Annotated in this window: 19 protein-coding genes; all 19 read right to left on the bottom strand. The window is 55.2% G+C overall.

What is annotated here, in order from left to right; translation table 11 throughout:
- Positions 1-33 precede the first annotated feature (33 nt).
- Positions 34-1,599 (bottom strand): FAD-dependent oxidoreductase, encoded by a 1,566-nt coding sequence (locus tag AS19_RS06205; protein WP_011588457.1) that lies wholly within the window; start codon positions 1,597-1,599, stop codon positions 34-36.
- Positions 1,596-2,237 carry a hypothetical protein gene (locus tag AS19_RS06200; RefSeq protein WP_011588456.1) on the bottom strand — a complete coding sequence of 214 codons (642 nt, stop codon included), beginning with the start codon at positions 2,235-2,237 and terminating at the stop codon, positions 1,596-1,598. Before AS19_RS06200 ends, AS19_RS06205 begins: the two co-directional genes overlap by 4 nt.
- Before the next feature lie 133 nt (positions 2,238-2,370).
- Positions 2,371-3,285, bottom strand: coding sequence for a cation diffusion facilitator family transporter (locus AS19_RS06195; protein ID WP_046961841.1), 915 nt, complete (start codon positions 3,283-3,285; stop codon positions 2,371-2,373).
- A gap of 29 nt (positions 3,286-3,314) precedes the next feature.
- Positions 3,315-4,076: a peptidoglycan DD-metalloendopeptidase family protein gene (locus AS19_RS06190; protein ID WP_011588454.1), complete on the bottom strand. Its 762-nt coding sequence runs from the start codon at positions 4,074-4,076 to the stop codon at positions 3,315-3,317.
- 108 nt (positions 4,077-4,184) lie between these two features.
- On the bottom strand, positions 4,185-5,096 hold the full coding sequence (locus tag AS19_RS06185) for a DUF368 domain-containing protein (protein WP_011588453.1): 912 nt from the start codon (positions 5,094-5,096) through the stop codon (positions 4,185-4,187).
- Positions 5,097-5,209: 113 nt separating this feature from the next.
- Positions 5,210-5,872 (bottom strand): protein-L-isoaspartate(D-aspartate) O-methyltransferase, encoded by a 663-nt coding sequence (locus tag AS19_RS06180; protein ID WP_011588452.1) that lies wholly within the window; start codon positions 5,870-5,872, stop codon positions 5,210-5,212.
- 25 nt (positions 5,873-5,897) lie between these two features.
- The gene (gene truD, locus AS19_RS06175) at positions 5,898-6,941 is read right to left on the bottom strand and encodes a tRNA pseudouridine(13) synthase TruD (RefSeq protein ID WP_041705329.1); all 1,044 of its coding nucleotides are present in this window, start codon (positions 6,939-6,941) and stop codon (positions 5,898-5,900) included.
- Between the two features lie 8 nt (positions 6,942-6,949).
- Positions 6,950-7,432 (bottom strand): 2-C-methyl-D-erythritol 2,4-cyclodiphosphate synthase, encoded by a 483-nt coding sequence (gene ispF / locus AS19_RS06170; RefSeq protein ID WP_011588450.1) that lies wholly within the window; start codon positions 7,430-7,432, stop codon positions 6,950-6,952.
- Positions 7,426-8,148, bottom strand: a complete 723-nt coding sequence (gene ispD / locus AS19_RS06165) for a 2-C-methyl-D-erythritol 4-phosphate cytidylyltransferase (RefSeq protein WP_101234982.1) — start codon at positions 8,146-8,148, stop codon at positions 7,426-7,428. Before ispD ends, ispF begins: the two co-directional genes overlap by 7 nt.
- Positions 8,145-8,513 (bottom strand): septum formation initiator family protein, encoded by a 369-nt coding sequence (locus tag AS19_RS06160; RefSeq protein WP_050731505.1) that lies wholly within the window; start codon positions 8,511-8,513, stop codon positions 8,145-8,147. Before AS19_RS06160 ends, ispD begins: the two co-directional genes overlap by 4 nt.
- Before the next feature lie 3 nt (positions 8,514-8,516).
- On the bottom strand, positions 8,517-9,809 hold the full coding sequence (eno, locus tag AS19_RS06155; RefSeq protein ID WP_011588447.1) for a phosphopyruvate hydratase: 1,293 nt from the start codon (positions 9,807-9,809) through the stop codon (positions 8,517-8,519).
- A 23-nt stretch (positions 9,810-9,832) separates the two neighbouring features.
- Complete coding sequence (kdsA, locus tag AS19_RS06150) at positions 9,833-10,681, bottom strand: 3-deoxy-8-phosphooctulonate synthase (RefSeq protein ID WP_011588446.1); 849 nt, start codon at positions 10,679-10,681, stop codon at positions 9,833-9,835.
- A gap of 3 nt (positions 10,682-10,684) precedes the next feature.
- Entirely contained in the window at positions 10,685-12,322 is a 1,638-nt protein-coding gene (locus AS19_RS06145) for a CTP synthase (RefSeq protein ID WP_011588445.1), read from the bottom strand.
- Between the two features lie 332 nt (positions 12,323-12,654).
- Positions 12,655-14,565, bottom strand: a complete 1,911-nt coding sequence (locus AS19_RS06140) for an ATP-dependent DNA helicase RecQ (protein ID WP_046961840.1) — start codon at positions 14,563-14,565, stop codon at positions 12,655-12,657.
- 164 nt (positions 14,566-14,729) lie between these two features.
- Positions 14,730-16,031, bottom strand: a complete 1,302-nt coding sequence (gene tilS, locus AS19_RS06135) for a tRNA lysidine(34) synthetase TilS (protein WP_046961839.1) — start codon at positions 16,029-16,031, stop codon at positions 14,730-14,732.
- 2 nt (positions 16,032-16,033) lie between these two features.
- Positions 16,034-17,005 (bottom strand): acetyl-CoA carboxylase carboxyltransferase subunit alpha, encoded by a 972-nt coding sequence (locus tag AS19_RS06130; protein WP_035458332.1) that lies wholly within the window; start codon positions 17,003-17,005, stop codon positions 16,034-16,036.
- A gap of 346 nt (positions 17,006-17,351) precedes the next feature.
- Positions 17,352-20,852, bottom strand: coding sequence for a DNA polymerase III subunit alpha (gene dnaE, locus AS19_RS06125; RefSeq protein ID WP_046961838.1), 3,501 nt, complete (start codon positions 20,850-20,852; stop codon positions 17,352-17,354).
- Entirely contained in the window at positions 20,849-21,511 is a 663-nt protein-coding gene (gene rnhB / locus AS19_RS06120) for a ribonuclease HII (RefSeq protein ID WP_197540935.1), read from the bottom strand. Before rnhB ends, dnaE begins: the two co-directional genes overlap by 4 nt.
- Positions 21,511-22,662, bottom strand: a complete 1,152-nt coding sequence (lpxB, locus tag AS19_RS06115; protein WP_046961837.1) for a lipid-A-disaccharide synthase — start codon at positions 22,660-22,662, stop codon at positions 21,511-21,513. The genes rnhB and lpxB overlap by 1 nt, the downstream gene beginning before the upstream one ends.

Raw genomic sequence — 22,662 nt, 5'->3', positions numbered from 1 at the left:
TAATGGGTATGAGAGTAATCCTACCCTCCCCGTTTAGCTCATTTGGCGGGCAATGCGGGTGGCGAGTGCATACACTGTAATTTGCGGATTAACGATAATAGAGGTGGGCAAAACGCTCGCATCTGCCACGTATAAGCCAGGCACATCATGGCTCTGCCCATCACTGCCTACCACACTGTTATCCGGGTCCACCCCCATCCTGCAGGTACCCTGAGGGTGGTAGCTGACCATGCGCAAATGCTGTGGCTGATTTTCCAGACTGTCGACCATGGTATCGATATCCGCTTCGCTACGGATTACTCGATGGTCACTAGCAGGCACATAAACCTCTTCCGCACCGGACGCTAAATGTAGGCGTGCTGCCGCTTTCAAGGCTCGCTGCATGGAAGGAAAATCCATGTCACTCAACTGATAATCGATTTTTTTACGTTCCCCATCCCATTCTACCGTTCCTACATTATGGTCGTGGATCAGAGTAACCAAGCCACCCAGATATTTAGCCTTTTCCATATACGCCATAAACGGTTTGCCAGTGCCCGGCTCCGCCCCCATGGTGAGTTCCACCAGGCCAGAACCTCCGTCTTCAAGTATGAAACCACCCTTATCCAGAGGCATGAATTCGTCCACATAGACACCAAGCAGGGCACCGCGCCACGGATACACCGGCTCCGGATAGCGGGCCGGAACATACAATGACGGGTGACAAGCAAAGTTTTTACCCACTTGGCCAGAACGGTTGCCCAGAGCACTTTTTAGCATCAACAACGGGGTTTGTACCGCGCCAGCCGCCACAACCACCCGCGGCGCCGTTACCGTCATGCGCGCGGCCACAGTGCCATCACGATGGGTGACCGTCGCGTTTACTCCACTGGCTTTACCATTCTCAGTAAGAATTTTATCCACTCGAGTATCCGCATAAATCTGCGCACCATGGGCTGCTGCCCAAGGCAGATAGGTCACTAACATGGATTGTTTGCGTTCCGTTTTACAACCAGACAAGCAGTGCCCGGTAAGCCCGCATTGACGAATATTGCGTTTTAACGGTTTCACCGACCAACCAAGACGGTTAGCGCCAGCGCGAATTAGACGGCTGTGATTCGGAATCTCATGTTCGCCGTTGTCGTCCACCGACAGATTCTTTTCTACTTCCTCAAAATAGGGAGTGAGTTCTGCGGTGGTCAGATCGCTAAGGCCAAAATCTCGCTGCCAGTCCTGCAAAATGAAATCCGGGGTACGGAAACAAACGCAACCATTAACTACTGTGGAGCCACCCACGCAGGCCCCCTGCAGCACCAATAAATCACCACTGCTATTGGTCTGTGCTCCGTGATCCTGATAAAGAGTACCCAGACTCTCACTGAAACGTTCCGTAAAGTCCTTGGAGGGCACATAAGCCCCCGCTTCCAACACCACCACCTTAAAGCCCCGCCGTGCCAACTCATAAGCACTAACCGCTCCCCCGGCTCCAGACCCCACAATCACAACATCCGCCTGAATCTCGATGTTTTTGTCTGTTACATCACTGGCTTGGTGTACGGCAAGGCCTGTTGCCTGCCACTTCGCCGAGCTGGCTGTTGTTGCTGTTATTGTTTCACTCATGCCCGCCCCTCCGGCTGATTAATCTGCAGTACATCGTTTGCAGGCAGCGGCGCATTGCCAAGGTAAGCCAGGCCCCACTTGTCGCTAACCGGCCCATCGAAATCCGTCGGTGCCCAAGTGGCCGACTCCTGCCAATAGGCCGTGTACGTTAGCTGCTTGATCACTGTAACGAGGGTGCGTTGAATGACACTGGCGTGCCCCCAGCTATCGAAATAGGCGCAGGCATCCGCGTCCGACAAATCCACAAAACGGCGCCCATGGCTCAGCACAGACGCATTATCGAACAGGCCCAAACCTGTCGCCATTTCCTTGCGGATTTCCGGGTCCAAATTATCGAGCAGGGCTTGCACGTTGCGCACAACCGGCACCTGATCGCTGGGCGTCAGGCGGGTGCCTTCCACCGGCAATAACACCTGCCTAGCGCGATCGAACAAATGATATTCTGCGGCCGAAAGCCCCGTTACCCATGCGGGTACAGGCTGTTTATCCAACGGCGAGCGCCGTAGAAAGGCAAAGCCGCCAGCGGCGACAGCCGCAACACCAGCAGACCCCAGCAAACCCCATTTCAAAAAGCGCCGGCGGGCCATGCCCCGTTGCCAGGTCGCCGCCACAATGGGGGCGGAATGGATTTTTTTCATGGCCTGTCCTCAACACAAAAAAGTCAGTGTTGACGCTACTGAAAAGCCCTTATGAATACAATATGTTTACCTGCACAGCCCGGTTTGACCGCACAGCACAAACCAAGCGAGACAAGGGGTAGAGAGGAAGGCATCAGGCCGGAGGGCGATCGTCCAACGTTACTTTAGGGCCAACGGCCACCGGATCCTGGTGGATGATCACATCGGCCATGGGAAAGGCGTCCTGAATACGCGTTTCTATCCGTGAGGCCAAATCATGGGACTTCAGCAATGTCAGATTCTGGTCCATATCCACATGCAGCTGAATAAACTGAGTGCGCCCGGACTGCCGGGTACGCAAATCATGAAAGCCCAGCGCCTGAGGATGATCCGCCACAATCGCGCTAATCACCTCTCTCACATCGCCAGGGATCTCTCGATCAAGCAACAGCTGAACCGATTCAGAGGCAATGTGCCAGGCGCTAAATAAAATGAATACGGCGATGACCAACCCGACGACCCCATCGAGCCACAGATAGCCAAATTGACTGACAACCAATACCAGAATAATACCCACGTTCACAGCTAGGTCAGACAGATAGTGCAGAGAATCTGCCTCAATCGCGGTAGAACCGGTTTGCCGAACCACGTATTTCTGAATCAGCAAAAGCCCGAAGGTCATGGCGATGGAAAACACCATCACAGCCACCCCCACCGCGTTTTCTTCAATAGGCTTTGGCTCCATCAGTTTCAATATAGACTGATAGATCAAAAACACAGAAGAAGCAGCAATAAAAATCGCCTGGCCCAAGCCCGCCAACGCTTCTGCTTTACCATGCCCAAACCGGTGCTCCTCATCCGCTGGCACCAGCGAATAGCGGATAGCAAAAAAGTTAATCAATGACGCGAGCGAATCCATCACAGAATCTACCAGCGAGGCCAGCAAACTTACCGAGCCAGTCATCAACCAGGCAATCGCCTTGGCCGCAATCAGGATCAGCGCGGTGAACACGGAGGCCAAACCAGCCAATATCAATAAACGGTGTTCACGGGCGTTATCGCGGGGCATGCAAGTGTTCCGTTAGTAGGTACAAAAAATTAACGCTTAGGCAAATACCCCATGGGATCCACAGGCTTACCATCTTTACGTATTTCAAAATGTAGTTGGGTGCGAAAGGTGCCACTGGCACCCATAGTGGCAACCTGCTGCCCAGCTTTCACCGCATCCCCTTCTTTCACCATCATTTTATCATTATGGGCATAGGCACTTAACCAGCGTTCGCTGTGTTTGATAATCAGCAAGTTACCATAACCGGTAAGCCCACTGCCCCGGTAAACCACTCGGCCCGATGCTGCCGCCACCACAGGGCTATTAAGGCGCCCGGAAATAGCAATGCCCTTACGGCCCTGGCTAGCAGAGGAAAATGATTCCACCACCTGGCCGCTGGCCGGCCAACGCCACTCTACTAGCCCCACCGGTGTTTTCGAGCTTGGAGCAGGCTTCGGCGTGGGTTTGGAGGTAGGCTTTGACACGGAGGGCTTGCTAGCGGGCTTTGACGACGATGTGTTCGGCTTACTGGCTACGCCGGAATCGGGTGCCTTGAGAGCCATGGAAATGCGCTGGCCGGGATAAATGGTGTAAGGAGCAGGAATATTATTGGCGCGGGCTAGGGCACGAAAGTCCCACCCATAACGCCAAGCAATGGAGTATAGGGTCTCCCCTTCACGCACATGGTGGGTACCAGAGGTCACTTTACGCGGCTTCGGCTCCTGGCCATAAATATCGACCACCGGTGCAAAATTGCCCGCGCTACAACCACTGAACAGAACCCACACCACAAACGCTGCCAGAGAACGCATCAGTACCTATCAGTGCCTGTGTGAATTGTTACTGCCATTAACCCTCCCCGTTACCAGGAAACTGAATTTGAAGTGCCTACTGCACCGTAACCCATACTGAGTCAGCATTCAGTCCTTAGCTTGTGCAACATTATGTACCGGAGCAGCCCGATAAAGTAACCAGACCACTACTGCAGCCACAACCAACATTATCAACGATAGGGGTAATTGCGCCCCCTGGCCCGTAACCTGGGCATACTGTGCTGGCCACAGCCATTGATCGGAAATACCCTGCTCGCCACTGATTCGCCACGGCCACAGCTTCAACAACGAACCGGCCATAAAGCCTGCTAATAGCGCCATGACGGTGTCATGGAAACGCTGTAGCGTCCACTTGAGCACATGTACAAAGCTCAACAGGCCAACCGCACAACCCGCCATAAATGCCAGCAGTAATGAAAACTGCGCCTGCTTCACAGCTTCAAGCACAGGTTGATACATGCCCAGTAAAAGAAGAATAAAACTGCCCGAAATGCCGGGCAGAATCATGGCGCAAATAGCCAGCATGCCGCTGAAGAAAAAAACCAATGCTCCGCTACCTGCCGCGGACAATGCCGGCGCTAAACCAATCGCCACCGCTACCACTGTGCCCAGAAAAAAGGCACCAATCTGTATTGCCCCGCGCTGCTGCAAGGGTTTTAAAACCAGCGGGATACTGGCCAGGATCAAACCGCTAAAAAACGCCCAAATCGGTACTGGATGGGTTTCCAAAAGCCAGGTAATCAGCCGTGCCAACACCGCGATACTGGTAAAAATACCGGCCAGCAAGGTAAAAAGAAAAGTCAGATTAGCCTGCTGCCAGACAGCAACGAAACCTTGCTGGCGCCACACGACCAGCAACCGGGGAGTGATCCCCCCCAGAGTATTGATCAGCTCTTCATAGATACCGGTAATCAACGCCAGAGTACCACCGGAAACACCGGGCACCACATCAGCCGTTCCCATGGCCATGCCACGAAAAAAAATACCGGGTCGAATCATCTTTACGCCTCATGCATCACGCTGCACACATCAATGCGGGGTGGGAATGAATTTTCTCGACCGCTGAAGAAGCAAACAACGAGCTTCAACGCGCCTTGTAGCTTTTGGCCACCTTACCTCAACACCCCGCGCTGAAAAGGCACAAACCGTACCGAATCCAGCGTTTGGCTACGGAACTGGTCACCGTCACGATCAACCACAGTGAGAACCTGCTGACGATCGCCGCCGACAGGCATCACCAGGCGGCCACCATCTGCCAACTGCGATAATAAACCCTCAGGAATATCCACGCGGGCACAGGCCGCAAGAATAGCATCGAATGGCGCCTCCGCTGTCCAACCGAAGCCACCGTCAGCATGTTTGAGCTGGACCTTGGCCAGCCCCAGCTGTAGCAGACGTTTGCGTGCCAGATCCTGTAACGGGCGAATACGTTCCACCGAATAAAGCTCGTCGCAAAAAGGCGCCAGCACCGCTGTTTGGTAACCACAGCCAGTGCCAATTTCTAGCACCTTGCGGGGCTTGCCCTTGGCAATCAGCAGCTCGGTCATCCGTGCCACTACCCAGGGCTGGGAGATGGTCTGACCATGGCCGATAGGCAAGGCGGTATCGTCATAGGCCTGGTGAGCCAGCGCTTCTTCGATAAACAAATGTCGAGGTGTATTACGAATAGCGTCCAGTACGCGCTCGTCCTGGATACCGGCATCACGCAGCCGCTGCACTAACCTATCCCGGGTCCGTGCAGAGGTCATACCGATGCCGCTGAGTTGGATATCCATCTGTGTTCGTTTGCCTCAATGCGAGTCAGTCAGCCGGTGAACTGACAAGCTCTGCCATTACTGTCGTGGCAAAAGCGCCTGTGGGCAGCGTAAACGCCAGCTCCAAGCAGTCTTCCCCTTCCCGTTCTGGATCCGTATGCCAGACCCACTGCAAGTCCCGTACCGGCAACCGGGTGGCGCGGCGGGCTTCTTCTACCTTGATCTGCCGCAGCCCCTCTATGACAGGAGCATGAGGCGCCAGTATTTGCTGTTCAAGCTGATTACAGGGGCCAGATGATGCCATGCCCGGCACGCCCGGCAAAGGGGCCGTAGGGTGCACCTCGCCATTGGCCACACGCTCCATCGCGGCCGGGTCGTCATCGGCCAGGAACAAGCCCCGGCTGCCTTGCGGCTGCAAAATGTCGCCGCCCAGCACGGTATTCCAACAACCCTGGCGCACCCTTTCGGCGAGGATCAGATTAAACAGATTGCTGCGCACCGCGGACAGCCACATACCCCGCAAGGCCTTCTTACGCGGCGCCTCACCGCCCAGCAACCATTCTGTGCCGCGCACCAGGTTCCCTGATCCTCGGCCAAAACGTTGCTCACCGAAGTAGTTCGGCACCCCTTGCGCGATAATCATCTGTAGCTGCTGCTCCAATGCATCCCGATCACCCACGAAGCGGGTGACGCGAAGGCAGAAATCGTTGGCACGGTGAGTGCCACGATTGAGCTTGCGGCGATGACGGCCGGATTGCAGAACGGTAAGCCCATCGGGCCAATGAAAGTCCGGGTCGTCTTTGCCCGGCAGGTGCAGGCTAAACCATTGCCGGGTCACAGCATGTTTGTCTTTTAGCCCGCTATAGCCCACCGAAAGGCGATGGACCCGTGCCTGTTTAGCCAGCAACATGGCCACGTCTTCGGTATTCCAGCCGGTTTTTTCGATTTCCAGCCAAAGATGTTCGCCCTGGCCTTCCGGGGTCACGTGCATATGCTCCGCAACCTGAAAGTCCTCTGGCCGAGCTTTCAATATGCCCTGGCAAACCGGCCCACCGTGGGCTCTGGGCAAACCGGTTTCGGTTGTTTCCATAGGGTAATTCACTGACTCTCCAGCAGTACTACGGCCTGCACCGCGATACCTTCCTTGCGGCCGGTGAAGCCCAGTTTTTCCGTGGTGGTCGCTTTCACAGAAACCTGTCCTTGTTCGCATTGCAACAGCGCCGCAATCCGTTCGCGCATGGCGAGAATGTGTGGTGCCAGTTTTGGCGCCTGACAAATTACCGTTAGGTCCGCGTTGCCCAATCGCCACCCGGCATCAAGAATGGAAGAATAAATAGCCGTTAACAGCTGGCCTGAATCGGCCCCTCGCCATTGCGGGTCAGTATCCGGGAAGTGGTGCCCGATATCGCCCAACGCTAGCGCACCAAGTAAGGCGTCAGAGAGTGCATGCAAAGCCACATCACCATCAGAATGGGCTTTCAACCCATGGCTGTGGGGGATGGCGACACCACCTAACATCACATGGTCACCTTCATCAAAGGCATGAACATCAAAACCCTGACCGATACGCACGCTCACCACTGTCCTCCTTCATCATTGTCATCTCCCCGTTGCCGGCTAAGATAAAAGCGAGCCAGTGGCAAATCGTCCGGCACAGTGACCTTGATATTGTCACTATGGCCAGCCACCAGTGCCGGCTGCCAGCCATTTTTCTCCATGGCAGAGGCTTCATCAGTAATCCCGTCAAGGTCACCTTGAAGCGCCCCCAGTAACCCGCGCGCCGGAAACAGCTGGGGCGTTAGCGCCCGCCAAATACACTCACGATCCAGGGTGCTTTTGATGTACTGACTCGCATCCGCCTGCTTGATGGTATCGACCACCGGCAAGGCAAGTATCGCGCCTCGATCCCCAGCTTGATCCAGCAACAACTGAATGTCGGAGAGGCGAACCAGCGGGCGAGCCATATCGTGCACCAACACCCAGGCATCCTCTCCGCCTTCCTCTATCACCGCAGCGACGCCATTACGCACCGAGGCGGCGCGGGTGTCGCCACCATTAACGGTCTGGATACGAGGATGACGGGATACGGAGAGCGTCGGCCACCAGGGATCATCACCCGACACGGCCACCACCACTTTGTGTATCGGTGCAAAAGACAACAACCGATTGAGAGTATGTTCTGCCAAGGTTTGGCCTGTCAGGGAAAGGTACTGCTTGGGAATGCCGGCTCCCATTCTGCTACCCACCCCTGCGGCGGGAACAACGGCGTATAAAGGCCCGGCGATAGCAGGATTCACTCAGCGCCCCGAGGTTGTTCTAGGATCAGGAAAAAGGTTTCGCCCGTGCGAACCATCCCCAGATCTTTGCGCGCAATTTCTTCCACCGCTTCCGTACCCCGCTTCAGATCGTTCACGTCAGCGGCCATGAGTTGATTCCGCTCTGCCAACTTGGCATTGCTTTGCTTGAGCACAGCCACATCTTTTTTCAACATGGCCACATGCCGCAAGCTGCCCTCACCAAACCAGAGGCGTGCTTGTAGCCCCAAAAACAACAGCGCCAGCAACGCCAACACAATTTGCCTACCAGGAGACAGTTGTCGTGTCAGCCCTGTGGCATTGCCTTGGTGATTGCTGGCGCTGGATTTGCCCTTGGACGCTGGCATCACTTAGCCGAGCAGCTTGAACTCTTTACGGCCATGGTACGCAGCACGCCCCAGCTCTTGTTCAATGCGAATCAAACGGTTGTACTTGGCCACTCGATCAGAACGGCACAAGGAGCCTGTCTTGATCTGCCCTGCAGCCGTAGCCACAGCCAAGTCCGCAATGGTGGTGTCCGCAGTTTCACCACTGCGATGAGAAATGACCGCAGTGTAGCCGGCATCCTTGGCCATCTTGATGGCATCCAAGGTTTCGGTAAGAGAACCGATCTGGTTGAATTTGATAAGAATGGAGTTCGCCACTTTCTCGTCAATGCCACGCTGCAGAATACGGGTGTTGGTCACGAACAAATCATCACCGACCAACTGAACTTTTTTGCCCAGCTTTTCAGTGAGAATTTTCCAGCCATCCCAGTCAGACTCGTCCATGCCATCTTCAATGGAAATGATCGGATAGCGATCGCACAGCTCAGCCAGATAATCGGCAAACTCTTCAGAATTCATGCTGCGGTCTTCGCCGGCCAACACATACTTGCCATCCTTGTAGAATTCGCTGGCTGCACAGTCAAGCGCCAGAGTCACGTCATCACCGGCCTTATAGCCCGCGATTTCGATGGCTTCCATAATCGCTTCCAGCGCCGCTTCGTTACTCGGCAAATTAGGCGCAAAACCGCCTTCATCGCCTACCGCGGTATTTAGGCCACGCTTCTTAAGCACCCCTTTCAGGGCGTGAAAGATTTCTGCACCGTATCGGATCGCTTCGGCCACAGTGGGCGCGCCCACCGGCTGGATCATGAATTCCTGAATGTCCACATTGTTATCGGCATGCTCACCACCATTGATGATGTTCATCATGGGTACTGGCAGGGAGTATTCGTTGTCATCGTCTTGCAGGTCAGAGATGTACTCGTAGAGAGGCTTGCCCTGATCCACTGCCGCGGCCTTAGCCGCAGCCAAAGACACCGCCAGGATGGCATTGGCGCCCAGGTTACCCTTGTTCTCGGTACCATCGGCATCCAGCATGGCCTGGTCCAGCGCCTTTTGATCGGACACCTCCATGCCCACCAGCAGCTCACGAATAGCAGAGTTCACATTGCCTACTGCCTTGGTGACGCCCTTGCCCAGATAGCGGGACTTGTCACCGTCACGCAGTTCCAGCGCTTCGCGCGAACCGGTAGAGGCACCGCTGGGTGCACAGGCACTGCCACTAGCGCCGGACTCGAGAATCACATCAGCTTCGATGGTCGGGTTGCCACGGGAATCCAGAATTTCGCGGGCCTTGATGTCAACGATCTTGGACATGTCGGTAAATCTCCAAACTCAAATCAGTTATTTTCGAAGGCAGGCAGTGCCTTTACGGTATTATCCAGGGCTTGCATCTGTGCGAGGAATGGCTCTAGGCGATCCAGTCGCAGGGCGCAGGGGCCATCGCATTTCGCGTTATCCGGGTCCGGGTGGGCTTCAAGGAACAGTCCGGCGATGCCCTGACTGATGCCAGCGCGGCCCAATTCAGCGACTTGGGCGCGGCGACCATCAGCACTGTCGGCCCTACCTCCCGGCTTCTGCAAGGCATGAGTCACATCGAAAAAGACCGGATAGTTAAACTGCTTCATGATGCCAAAGCCGAGCATGTCCACCACTAGGTTGTTGTACCCAAAGCTAGACCCACGCTCGCAAAGAATCAGCTGATCGTTTCCGGCATCCTCACACTTGTGCAAGATATGCGACATTTCGTGAGGTGCTAGGAACTGGGGTTTCTTGATATTGATGATGGCGCCGGTCTTTGCCATAGCCACCACCAGATCCGTCTGCCGTGCCAAGAAGGCCGGCAACTGAATAATATCGACCACTTCTGCCACCGGCCCTGCTTGGCCAGGCTCGTGCACGTCGGTGATCAACGGGCAGTTAAACGTCTTCTTTACTTCCTCGAAGATTTTCAGCCCTTCTTCCATCCCCGGCCCCCGGTAGGAGCTAAGCGAAGACCGGTTGGCCTTGTCGAAACTGGCCTTGAATACCCAAGGCATGTTCAGCTTGCTGGTCGCCTCGGCATACGCCTCGGCCACCTGCATGGCCAGGTCCCGGGATTCCAACACATTCATGCCACCAAACAAGGCCATGGGCTTGTCATTGGCGAATTCCAGCCCATTTAGATGAATGGTCTTCTGGCTACTCACGGGTCACGTCTCCTTGTGGGCCTTTTGTTCCGCCAGGGCGGCGGCCACATAACCTTTGAACAAACCGTGACCGTCACGAGGGGTGGAAGTGAACTCAGGGTGGAACTGACAAGCCACAAACCACGGGTGGTCGCCCACTTCAATCACTTCCACAAGCTCACCATCCGCGGAACGGCCAACAATTTTCAAACCTGCCGCTTCCAACTGCGGCAAGTAGTTGTTATTCACCTCATAACGGTGGCGATGACGCTCTACGATATGCGTGCTGCCATAACACTCAGCAGCACGGCTATCAGCTTCAAGTACACACTCCTGACCACCCAAACGCATGGTACCACCCAGGTCAGAATCCGCCGAACGCAGTTCCTTCTGCCCGTCTTCGGTGATCCATTCGGTAATCAGGCCCACCACCGGGTCCGGGGTGTTTGGGTTAAGCTCAGATGAATGCGCTTTTTCAATCCCCGCCACATGGCGAGCATATTCAATCACCGCCAATTGCATACCAAGACAAATACCCAGATAGGGCACCTTATTCTCACGAGCATAACGGATCGCGGCAATCTTGCCTTCCGTACCCCGGTCGCCGAAACCGCCGGGCACCAGAATCGCGTCGAGACTTTCCAGCACACCGGTGCCGTCGCGCTCGATATCTTCTGCATCCAGATAAAGGATATTGACCTTGGCACGGTTGCTGATACCTGCATGGATCAACGCTTCATTGAGCGATTTGTAAGCATCAACCAGTTCAATGTACTTGCCGACCATGCCGACAGTGACTTCGTGCTCCGGGTTCAACTGAGCTTCCACCACACGGTCCCATTCACCGAGATCCGGTTCCGGCAGGTCCAGGCCGAATTTTTCTACCACGATGGCATCCAGGCCCTGCTCGTGCATACCCCGCGGCACCTGATAAATGGTCTTGCAGTCCGGTGAGGAAATCACCGCCCGCGCTTCCACATTGGTAAACAAGGCAATTTTTTCACGGGCACTCTGCGGAATCGGGTCATCCGCACGGCACACCAGAATATCCGGTTGCAGGCCGATGGAGCGTAGCTCTTTCACGGAGTGCTGGGTCGGCTTAGTCTTGATCTCGCCGGCGGTGGCGATATAAGGCACCAAGGTCAGATGCACCAGTAAGGACTGGCTAGAGCCCAATTCAACACGCATCTGACGGGCTGCTTCCAGGAAAGGCAGAGATTCAATATCGCCCGCGGTACCACCAATTTCTACGATAGCCACATCCGCATCACCGGCGCCTTCGCGAATCTTAAGTTTGATCTCATCGGTGATATGGGGAATGACTTGCACGGTGGCACCGAGGTATTCACCTCGACGCTCTTTATCCAGCACGTGCTGATACACACGACCAGTCGTAAAGCTGTTGCGGCGGTTCAAGCGAGTGCGAATAAAACGCTCGTAATGACCCAAATCCAGATCGGTTTCGGCGCCATCTTCAGTCACAAATACCTCACCATGCTGGTAAGGGCTCATGGTACCGGGATCCACATTAATATAAGGATCCATTTTAATCAGGGTCACGTTGAGACCGCGGGCTTCCAACAGGGTGGCCAGGGACGCAGAGGTAATCCCCTTCCCCAGAGACGACACCACACCGCCGGTGACAAAGATGAAACGAGACATGCACTCACCAGATCGCTAGTGGGTTAATAGCACCATCGTCAAAGTGTACCGACCCCCATAAAAAAAACACCCTGCACGTTACAGACGGGCAAGGAGTTTTCATGAATCGGGTTGGCCGGCGACGCAAGAGACGATTGAACACCTGAAAATTCAGGAGCTTGCGCTACATCAGGACGGGAGGAAATGTTAACAGAAGCCGCCCCTGTGCTCAATCGGAATCGCTCTTGGGAGCGGAAATAGTGAATGGCACCCGCCTGACGCCGGCATTGCGTTACAGCAACGATCACTGCACCGCTCCCACGGTAAAGTCAAAGGCTGCCCCCTGCCCCCCATTACGGCTCTAGCATCGCCCGACACGTGGCCAATACCTCGGCGAAGGGCACCTCCATCTGTGATCCGAACGACGGGTGCCGCGCCAGTCGAGCCCGACTGGCGCGGGGGCTACTAATGCCACAGAGAAAACGGGCCAGTTGACGAGGGGTCGCCAAAGCCCCGTGCCTTTGCGCTATAACCGCCAAGATTACTGCCGAATCAGGAGCAGTCCGATGACGCTCAGGAAACCGCTGGTGTTCGCCTTTACAGGCACTGCACTGGCCGCAGGGTTGAGGCAACTGCTCACCGAAATAACCCACTAAGCCCCGCTGGTAACAATCGCTACTTTGCGCCCAATTACATACTTGCTGCAGCCGCTGGATGTCGCGCTGCTCACGAACACGAAACTGCTCTGCGATCTGTGCCGTCAACGCCTGCGGATCAGCTGGACGATTGACCATCCGATAGCCCTGGCGCACCCCTGCCACACGCACCTCAACCATGCCCTGCTGCTCAAGATAGCCAATCGCCTTGAGAATTCGCACCCGATCGACCTGCAATTGGTCCGCCACGGCAATCGGTTTCAGAGTGAGCCAGATGCGCCCCTCTTTACCCGCAGCAAAGACCTGCCGCAAAAAATCCGCTCGCTCATGGTCGAACTGAGCCAACACCTCAGCTTGAGATATCTGAAATGCCAGCTTGTACTCCGTATAGAACGGCGCTGTCGAACGAATAATCCCGTCCAGCTCCAGATAGGTCAGCAGGGTATTAATAACCAGAGGGCGGACATCAAACTGCCCAGACAATTCATGCACCGCAAGGTCGAACTGCGCCGGTTGATTCATCAGCCAGCCAATGAGCCCGGCTAGCGCTTCACTGTCTGGGGTATCGCCGTAACTGAAATTTTCCAGCATGGTCAGGTCGTCCGAACTGGCCAGCAGCACACATTGTGAAGGCTCGCCGTCTCGCCCTGCCCGGCCAATTTCCTGCATATAGTTTTCCAGGGACTTGGGCAGGTTGTAGTGATAGATACCCCGAATATCCGCCTTGTCGATACCCATCCCGAAAGCAATGGTGGCCACCACGATATTTACCTGCCCCGACATGAACGCTTCCTGAACGCGATGCCGCTCCTCACCTTTCAATCCCGCATGGTAAGCCTGTGCATTCAACCCCTGCTCGCTCAGCAAAGCCGCCACCTGCGTTGCCGTTTTCTGCAGAGTGACATAGACAATCGCCGGCTCCGAGGGACGAGCCTGTAACGCTTCCAGCAGTGCCCGACCTCGCTCTTCCACATTGTAGGGGCGGACACTCAACGCCAAATTGGGACGGAAAAACCCGGTTTGCACATGGTCGGCAGGGGCAATGGCAAAGCTGTCACAGATCTGCTGCGCCACTTGAGGCGTAGCGGTAGCCGTTAACGCCAGCACCCGCCCAACCTCCAGCTCTTTCGCCAACTGCGCCAACTTCAAATAATCCGGGCGAAAGTTATGCCCCCATTCAGACACACAATGGGCTTCATCCACGGCCATCATGCTGATCGATAGCCGTTTCAGCCGGGCTAGAAAGCGCTCATTGGCCAGGCGTTCCGGTGCCACGTAAAGCAACTTTATACTGCCGTCTTCCAAGCCTCGATAGATGGACTGCAGCTGCTCGGCATCCACGCTGGAATCCAACCGCGCCGCCGCAATACCTAAGCGGTGCAGTTGGTCGACCTGGTCTTTCATCAATGCAATCAGTGGAGACACCACCAACGTGACTCCGTCCAGCATCAACGCAGGTAATTGGTAGCACAGGCTCTTACCACCACCGGTGGGAAAGACTGCTAGCGCGGATCGCCCGGCCAGCAAGGCATTAATGACCCTCTCCTGGCCGGGGCGAAAACCCTGAAGCTTGAATGTCTGCTGCAAGTGTTGCTGAAGGGTCAGCATGGTGCTTCCTTTATGCTGAGAGGCGTTTTTTGCAATAGAACCCTGAGCCGAATAGCGAATAAGTTTGTCTGAACCGCCAGCAGGAAACGAGGCTACCTGTCGTATTTCCCTGTGAGACAGAACGGACAATGAGCCGGTGCCACACAGGCAACCCGACAGGATTATTAGTCAGACGCAGAACCAGCCGGTAATAAATACCAGCGCTCAGCGCGCTCGAGCGCTTCGCCATCGGCCAGCCCCACCAGCGGCACACTCACCACCTCGCCATCTCGGCAAAGTAGCGGCCACTGCCGGCGTTGCCAAGGCGGCACGCCTGCCGCACGCCAGAGCTCTTTGATTTTCTGGCGCAAGCCATTGCGCCGCAGAGTCAGGGCACCGGTGAATGAGCGGAGTTGAATATCCCCAGTAGGTCGCAGCACCCATACTGCGCCTTCCACAGCGTGCTGTGTCCAACGCCAACGGGGCAAGTCCGGCGGTGCCTCGCCTTCAGGCCAGAGTATGTCACCTTGCCAGGGCTGGAAGGCTTCACGACGAGCAAAGTGTAGAGCTCCCTGATACACGCGAACCGCATATCCGCCCCACTCGACTCGGGCTTGGCTATCCTCTGCTGCCAGATGCAACACTCGAATCTGTTCAAGAACGGCAGCGCTGGGGGCGGAGGCCCGGTTTTTCTGCAGCCACCACCGCAGTACATTACGTTGGCGCGCCAAGGATAACTCCGCCAGGCGGTGCAGCGGCAGAACAGCCCCGGATACGCCTATGCTTGCGGCATCCTGGACCGCGACTTCTGTCAGCAATTGATTGGCCTCAGCCATGTGCTCTGCGGCCCGGGCAAGCGTGGCGTCAGCACCGGGCCAACGCTCGCGCAGTGCCGGAAGGATAGTATGGCGAAGATAATTACGTCGCAGGCTTTGGTCCTGGTTACTGGGGTCTTCCAACCAATTAAGCGATAACTCGGCCCCCCATTTTTCAAGAACATGCCGACCCAGGCCAAGTAACGGTCGCCAGAGCGTTACACCCTGTTGCTGGCTGTGCTGACCCATGGCTGACAGCCCCTGTACCCCCGCTCCCCGTAGCAACCGGAACAACACCGTTTCCGCTTGATCATTGCGATGGTGTGCCAGCACCAGCGTCGCGCCTTTGGCTCGAGCCAGTGGCAATAGCACTTGGTAGCGGGCGTCCCGAGCACCCGCTTCCAGCCCTTCAGCCATGCTCACGGTGACCGGTTCAATCGTCAGCGCAATACCATACTTATCCGCCAAGGCCCCACAGAAACGCGACCAAGCGCGACTATCCGCCTGCAGTTGATGATCGATATGGACAGCGCAAAGGCGCGGGGCTAAACCTGCTTGGACAAGCAGGTGGAGCAATAGAGAGGAATCAAGGCCACCGCTTAAGGCAAGCAACAGTGGCCCGTCTGGGGCCTGTTCAGCCAAGCGCTGGCTGAACCTAGCAGCATCAGACATGACTATTCGTCGGCGGGGTCGCTAACCACGTTGCCGTAACTCATCAAACGTTCGTAACGGCGGTTAATGAGGGCGTCAGTCTCCATGGAACCAAGCGATTCCAATTGTGTTGCCAATGCCTTGCGAATCGCATCGGCAGCTTGGTCATAATCCCGGTGAGCGCCTCCCAGAGGCTCCTTGATCACTTGGTCAACGATGCCGAGCTCATGTAATCGCCCGGCAGTTAGGCCCATGGCTTGCGCAGCTTCAGGGGCTTTATCCGCACTGCGCCAAAGAATGGAGGCGCACCCTTCTGGAGAAATAACCGAATAGGTAGAAAATTCCAGCATCTGTAAATGGTCACACACACCAATCGCCAGCGCTCCACCGGACCCCCCTTCACCAATAACAGTGGCGATAATGGGGGTTTTGAGCTGGGACATTACACGCAAATTACGGGCAATGGCTTCGGACTGACCGCGCTCTTCTGCATCAATCCCCGGAAACGCCCCAGGCGTATCAATGAACGTCAGCACCGGCAACTTGAACCGTTCAGCCATTTCCATCAATCGCAGCGCCTTACGGTAACCTTCCGGTTTCGGCATGCCGAAATTGCGACGAACCTTTTCTTTCACTTCGCGGCCTTTTTGATGGCCAATCACCATCACTGGCTGCCCGTTCAATCGGGTCATGCCCCCAATAATCGCAGGATCATCAGAAAAGGCACGGTCACCATGCAATTCATCAAAGTCGGTAAAGATCCGCTTGATGTAATCCAACATATAGGGGCGTTTAGGATGACGGGAAAGTTGGGAAATTTGCCAGGAGCTTAGCCCTCGGAAAATGCTCTCGGTAAGCGTAATGCTCTTTTCCTGCAACTTGGCCACTTCCTCGGAAATGTTTATATCACTGCCACTGCCCACCAAACGCAGTTCCTCGATTTTCGCTTCCAGGTCGGCAATCGGTTGTTCAAATTCGAGGAAATTGGGATTCATATTCTTTGCCTGTCCAAGATGTTATCAGCATGCGCCCGGGCCAGAATGGCCTCTCTATGGCGTTAATATGGCAGAAACGTCACGCTGGAGCGCCAAACGCAACCTGCCCATATAAAGAGAGCAACAAGTGTAGCCGCAACCCGATGACAAGGTCGAGACATGGCCGACATGGCTAGGTTGCAAACTGTTTCAATATAGAGGCGTGGGTACGCTCCAAGCGGCAATCCGTAAGCGCAGCAAGATAAACCATGGGCCTGACCGCTCCGAGCGTGGCTGTTGAGGGCCACTGAATCACGCCACCCGCCAGTCACCCCCCTTTTTCTCTGGTGCCGCGCGTTTTGTCGCCTTAGTACTCCATCCGTACTGCGTCTTCTCCAAAGCGGATTCGCAGCTCTTCCACAAGCGATTCGTGAGGGCTAACCTTCCATTCGTCACCCAGCCAAAAGCTCGCGGCGGCGATGCTGTGATCCAGATCCAGCAATACTGGCGTATTGCCCCCCTGATACGGCGACAGCATTTGCTGAAGCTGCTCGGGTAAGCCTTCCTCTATGGGAACCGCCACTCGCAGACGACGAGCAAACGCTTCCCGGGCTTGGCGCATATCCATGATTTCATCGGCTACTAGGTTAAAGCTACCGGTGTACTCATCATTGCGCACCCCGCCCTTAAAGATCAGCAAAGTATCTTTCTGCACCAACTCGCCGTACTCAGCGAAGGTCTTACCGAATACAGACACTTCCACCCGTCCGGTTTTGTCATCCAGGGTGATAAATGCCATTCGTTCACCACTGCGTTTACTACGGGTAATACGCAGTGCCACGACCAACCCAGCCACAGTGGCCGCCTCCCCCTTGGCTGTGGGCTGCAGGGCGTTAATCCGGGCAGTAACGAACTGCTGAACTTCTTTTTCATACTGATCAATGGGGTGCCCAGTTAAAAACAAGCCGAGAGTATCTCGCTCACCGTTGAGGCGGGTCTCGTCATTCCAGGAACGAGCCGGCTTCCATTCCACGGCAGTGGCCGGACTGTCATCCATCGCCCCGAACATATCCATAATACCCGCGGCTTCGTTGCGGGCATCCTGGTCGGCCGCCGCAATCGCATCCGGCAAGGTGGCCAGCAATTGCGCCCTATCATGGAAGCTGCTGTTTAGACCCAGCTTATCCAGCACACCAGCGCGCACCATGGCCTCCAGAGAACGGCGATTGATTTTTTTCAGGTCAATACGGCGGCAAAAATCAAACAAATCCTTGAATTCACCACCCTCGGCCCGTGCAGTGACGATAGCTTCAATGGGCCCTTCACCCAGCCCCTTGATGGCGCCCAAACCATAAACGATGTCGCCTTCCGGGTTCACCGTAAAGCGGTAACCACAGGAATTCACATCCGGTGGCAGTACCTGCAAACCCATGGTTTTACATTCATCAATGAACGTCACCACCTTGTCGGTGTTCTGCATATCGGCAGAAATGGTGGCCGCCATAAACTCCGCAGGATAATGGACCTTTAGCCAGGCGGTTTGATACGCGACCAAGGCGTAAGCTGCAGAGTGGGATTTGTTGAAACCGTAGCCTGCGAATTTCTCCACCAAATCAAAGATTTTCATGGCCAGGCCCGCGTCTACCCCCTTTCCTTTTGCCCCTTCTTCAAAGATCGCCCGCTGCTTTTCCATCTCTTCAGGCTTCTTCTTACCCATAGCCCGGCGCAACATGTCGGCGCCACCCAGTGTATAACCGGCCAGCTCCTGGGCAATCTGCATCACCTGTTCCTGATACAGGATGACCCCGTAGGAAGGTTTTAAGATAGGCTCCAGCCACTCGTGTTGGTACTGAGGGTCCGGATAGGCCAAAGGTTCGCGACCGTGCTTACGGTTGACGAAATTATCCACCATGCCAGATTCCAGCGGCCCAGGACGATACAGAGCCACCAATGCGATAATGTCTTCAAAAACGTCAGGCTTGAGCTTTTTAATTAGCTCCTTCATGCCCTGACTTTCCAGCTGGAATACCGCGGTGGTATCGCCCCGCTTCAATAGGTCAAAACTGGGGCTGTCATCTAGCGGGATATGATCGATAACAAGATCGTCCAACCCTTCGCGAGCACGCTTCACATTGGCCGCTTTGACGGCCCAGTCAATGATGGTCAGGGTTTTCAGGCCGAGAAAGTCAAATTTCACAAGGCCCGCGGATTCCACGTCATCTTTATCGTACTGCGTCACCAGGTTGGTGCCATCTTCTTCACAGTACAGCGGCGCAAAGTCAGTGAGCTTGCCCGGGGCGATCACTACCCCCCCAGCATGCTTACCCACGTTACGGGTCAAGCCTTCCAGCTTGAAAGCCATTTCCATGATTTCATTGGCGGCTTCTTTGTCGGAATTTTCATCGCTTTCCAGAAACTCGCGCAAAGTTTCTTCCTGCTCCAACGCCTTGCTCAAGGTCATCCCAGGCACCCCGGGAATCATCTTGGAAAGTCGATCCGCTAGCCCATAGGGCTTACCTTGCACCCGCGCCACATCGCGCACTACGGCCTTGGCAGCCATGGTACCGAATGTGATGATTTGGCTCACTGCATCACGGCCGTACTTATCCGCCACATAGTTGATTACACGGTCGCGCTTCTCCATGCAGAAGTCGACGTCAAAGTCAGGCATGGATACCCGTTCGGGGTTCAGGAACCGTTCGAACAGGAGGTCGTAACCAATGGGATCCAAATCGGTAATTTTTAAAGCATAGGCAACCAGTGAGCCTGCACCTGAACCCCGCCCCGGTCCCACCGGCACCTCGTTATCCTTAGCCCACTGGATAAAATCGGCAACGATTAGGAAGTAACCGGGAAATCCCATTTGGTTGATGATATCCAACTCAAATCGAAGCCGGTCATCGTAGTCTTTGCGCTTTAATGCATACTCAGGGTCATCGCTATCGAGCAAGACCTTAAGACGTTCCTCAAGACCATCGTGAGACACTTTCTCGAAATATTGCTCAATGGTCATGCCCTCCGGAATCGGGAAGTCCGGCAGGAAGTTTTCTCCTAAACGAATATCAAGCGTGCAGCGGCGAGCAATTTCCACCGTGTTCTCAAGCGCTTCGGGCAAATCAGAAAACAGCTGCGCCATTTCATCGGCAGATTTCAGGTACTGCTCTTCGGAATATTTTTTTGGCCGTCGCGGATCATCCAGAGTATTACCGTCATGGATGCAGACTCGAGATTCATGGGCTTCAAAGTCTTCGCGACGAAGAAAGCGAACATCGTTGGTGGCTACCACTGGCAAGCCAAGTTGTTCGGCCAAGGCAACGCTGGCATGCAAACAATCCTCATCACCCGGTCGAGAGGTTCGCTGCACTTCCAGATAGAAACGATCACCGTACGTTGACACAAGCCAACGAGCATACTGTTGCGCCTGTTCGTGTTTGCCTGCTAGCAATAACTGCCCTACTTCCCCTTGGCTCGCCGCTGAAAGCACGATCAGGCCTTCATTCAGTTCTGCCAGCCACTCAGGTTTGACCAAAGCGCGCCCGCGATCCTGATTAGTCTGCCAAGCACGACTAATCAGTAAAGTCAGGTTCTGATAACCCACCTCATTAAGCACCAGAAACGACAGATAGGCGGGTTCGTCTATGTGCGTGCCCTGCACCCAGAGATCCGCCCCCATCAACGGTTTGATACCCGCATTCATGGCATTCTGATAGAACTTGATCAGGGCAAACAAATTCGAATCATCGGTGACTGCCACCGCAGGAATCTGCTCATTTACGCAGGTCTTGGTCAGTTCCTTAACCCGAACGATTCCATCAACCAGTGAATAATCGGTATGAAGGCGCAGGTGGACAAAACGGGGATCAGTCAAAACAGGTTCCCTTGTGCAATTGCAGCAGCCACCGGGCCAAAGGAGCGACGATGCTCGGCCAAGGCGCCATGCTGTTCTAGGGCCGCCATATGCACCGCAGTTGGGTAGCCTTTATGGCGGTCGAAGCCGTATTGGGGATAACGGGCATGCAAGGCATACATTTCGCGGTCCCGCGCCACTTTGGCAAGAATTGAGGCAGCAGAGATAGCCGGTACACGCCCATCCCCTTTTACTACCGCCTGCGCCGGACACTGCAACGCCGGTACTCGATTACCATCAATCAGTACAGCATGCGCCTCCACAGGCAGCGCTGCCACTGCCCGCTGCATGGCCAGCATGGTGGCATGCAGAATGTTCAGTTGGTCAATTTCATCCGGCTCTGCTCGCCCCAACGCCCAGCCAAGCGCGTGAGACTTAATCTCAGACTCCAGCGCCAGACGTTTCTTTTCACTGATTTTTTTGGAATCAGCCAAGCCGACGATCGGGTACTTTGGGTCCAATATCACTGCCGCGGTGACTACCGCACCCACTAACGGGCCTCGACCCACTTCGTCGACACCCGCCACCAGCATGCCCGGCTGCCAAAAAAAATCAGAAGGAATAAACGGATCAGCTAGGCCGTACTCAGCAAACGGGTCGCAGGGTTGCGTATCTGCCATCAAGCCTCCAACAAACGAGCAACGGCCGCCGCCGCCTTCTCACTGGCACCGCCACGAAGTTGTTGATGCACGCTCTGAAACTGTATTTTTAGTGCCTGGGCCTGCTCAGGCTGATCAAACCAACGGCGCACAGCAGCAACAATCGCTTCCGTGGTCAGCTGGCTCTGAAGCAGCTCAGGGACCATTTCCTGCCGACACAATAAATTGGGCAAGGAAAAAAATTCACTTTTTATCAGACGACTAACAATGGCGTAAGTCACTGCCCCAACCCGATAGCCTACCACCATCGGTTTGTTCAGCAACAAGCCTTCCAGCGTGGCTGTACCTGAAGCCATTAGCACCACATCCGCCGCCGCCATCACCGTCCGGCTCTGTCCATCGATCAATGACACGGGCAAATTAGGCTGCGTATTCAGCAACGTCTGTATTTGTTCACGGCGGGCCGCGTTAGCAGCCGGAATCACATACTGCAGCGTGGGATCCTGGTGATTCAGCGCCACCATAGCGTCCAGGAAAGCGGGCATCAATTGCCCCACTTCACCTCCTCGGCTTCCTGGTAGTACTGCCAAAATACGAGCATCGCGGTCCAGCGCCAGAGCCTTGCGGGCCCCAGCTACATCCGTTTCCAGCGGGATACGATCGGCCAACGGGTGACCGACAAAAGCCACCGGCACGTCATGCTCCTCATAGAAACGCGCTTCGAACGGCAAAAGCGTTAGCATCAGATCAATACTTTTCTTTATGCCTTTAATGCGACCCTGGCGCCAAGCCCACACGGAGGGGCTCACATAATGAACGGTTTTCAAACCTTGATCATGAAGACGACGCGCAATTGGCAGGGTGAAATCTGGAGAATCGATACCAACGACCACGTCCGGCCGCTGCTCGAGCAGAAAGCGGACCAGAGATTTGCGCAGACGTAATAATTCAGGAAGGTGTGATAGCACCTCGGTGATTCCCATCACCGACAATTTTTCCATGGGGAACAGGCTAGTCAAACCAGCCTGTGTCATCTCCTCGCCACCCACACCAATAAAACGAGCGCCAGGATAACGATTTTCAAGGGCCTGCATGAGGCCTGCCCCTAAAATATCCCCGGAAGCTTCCCCGGCAATCAGCGCGACAAGCGGAGCATCCTTACGCTGTGTCAT

The sequence above is a fragment of the Alcanivorax sp. NBRC 101098 genome (assembly GCF_001010505.1).
GTDB lineage: Bacteria > Pseudomonadota > Gammaproteobacteria > Pseudomonadales > Alcanivoracaceae > Alcanivorax > Alcanivorax borkumensis.
This window is presented reverse-complemented; position numbering and strand designations above follow the sequence as displayed.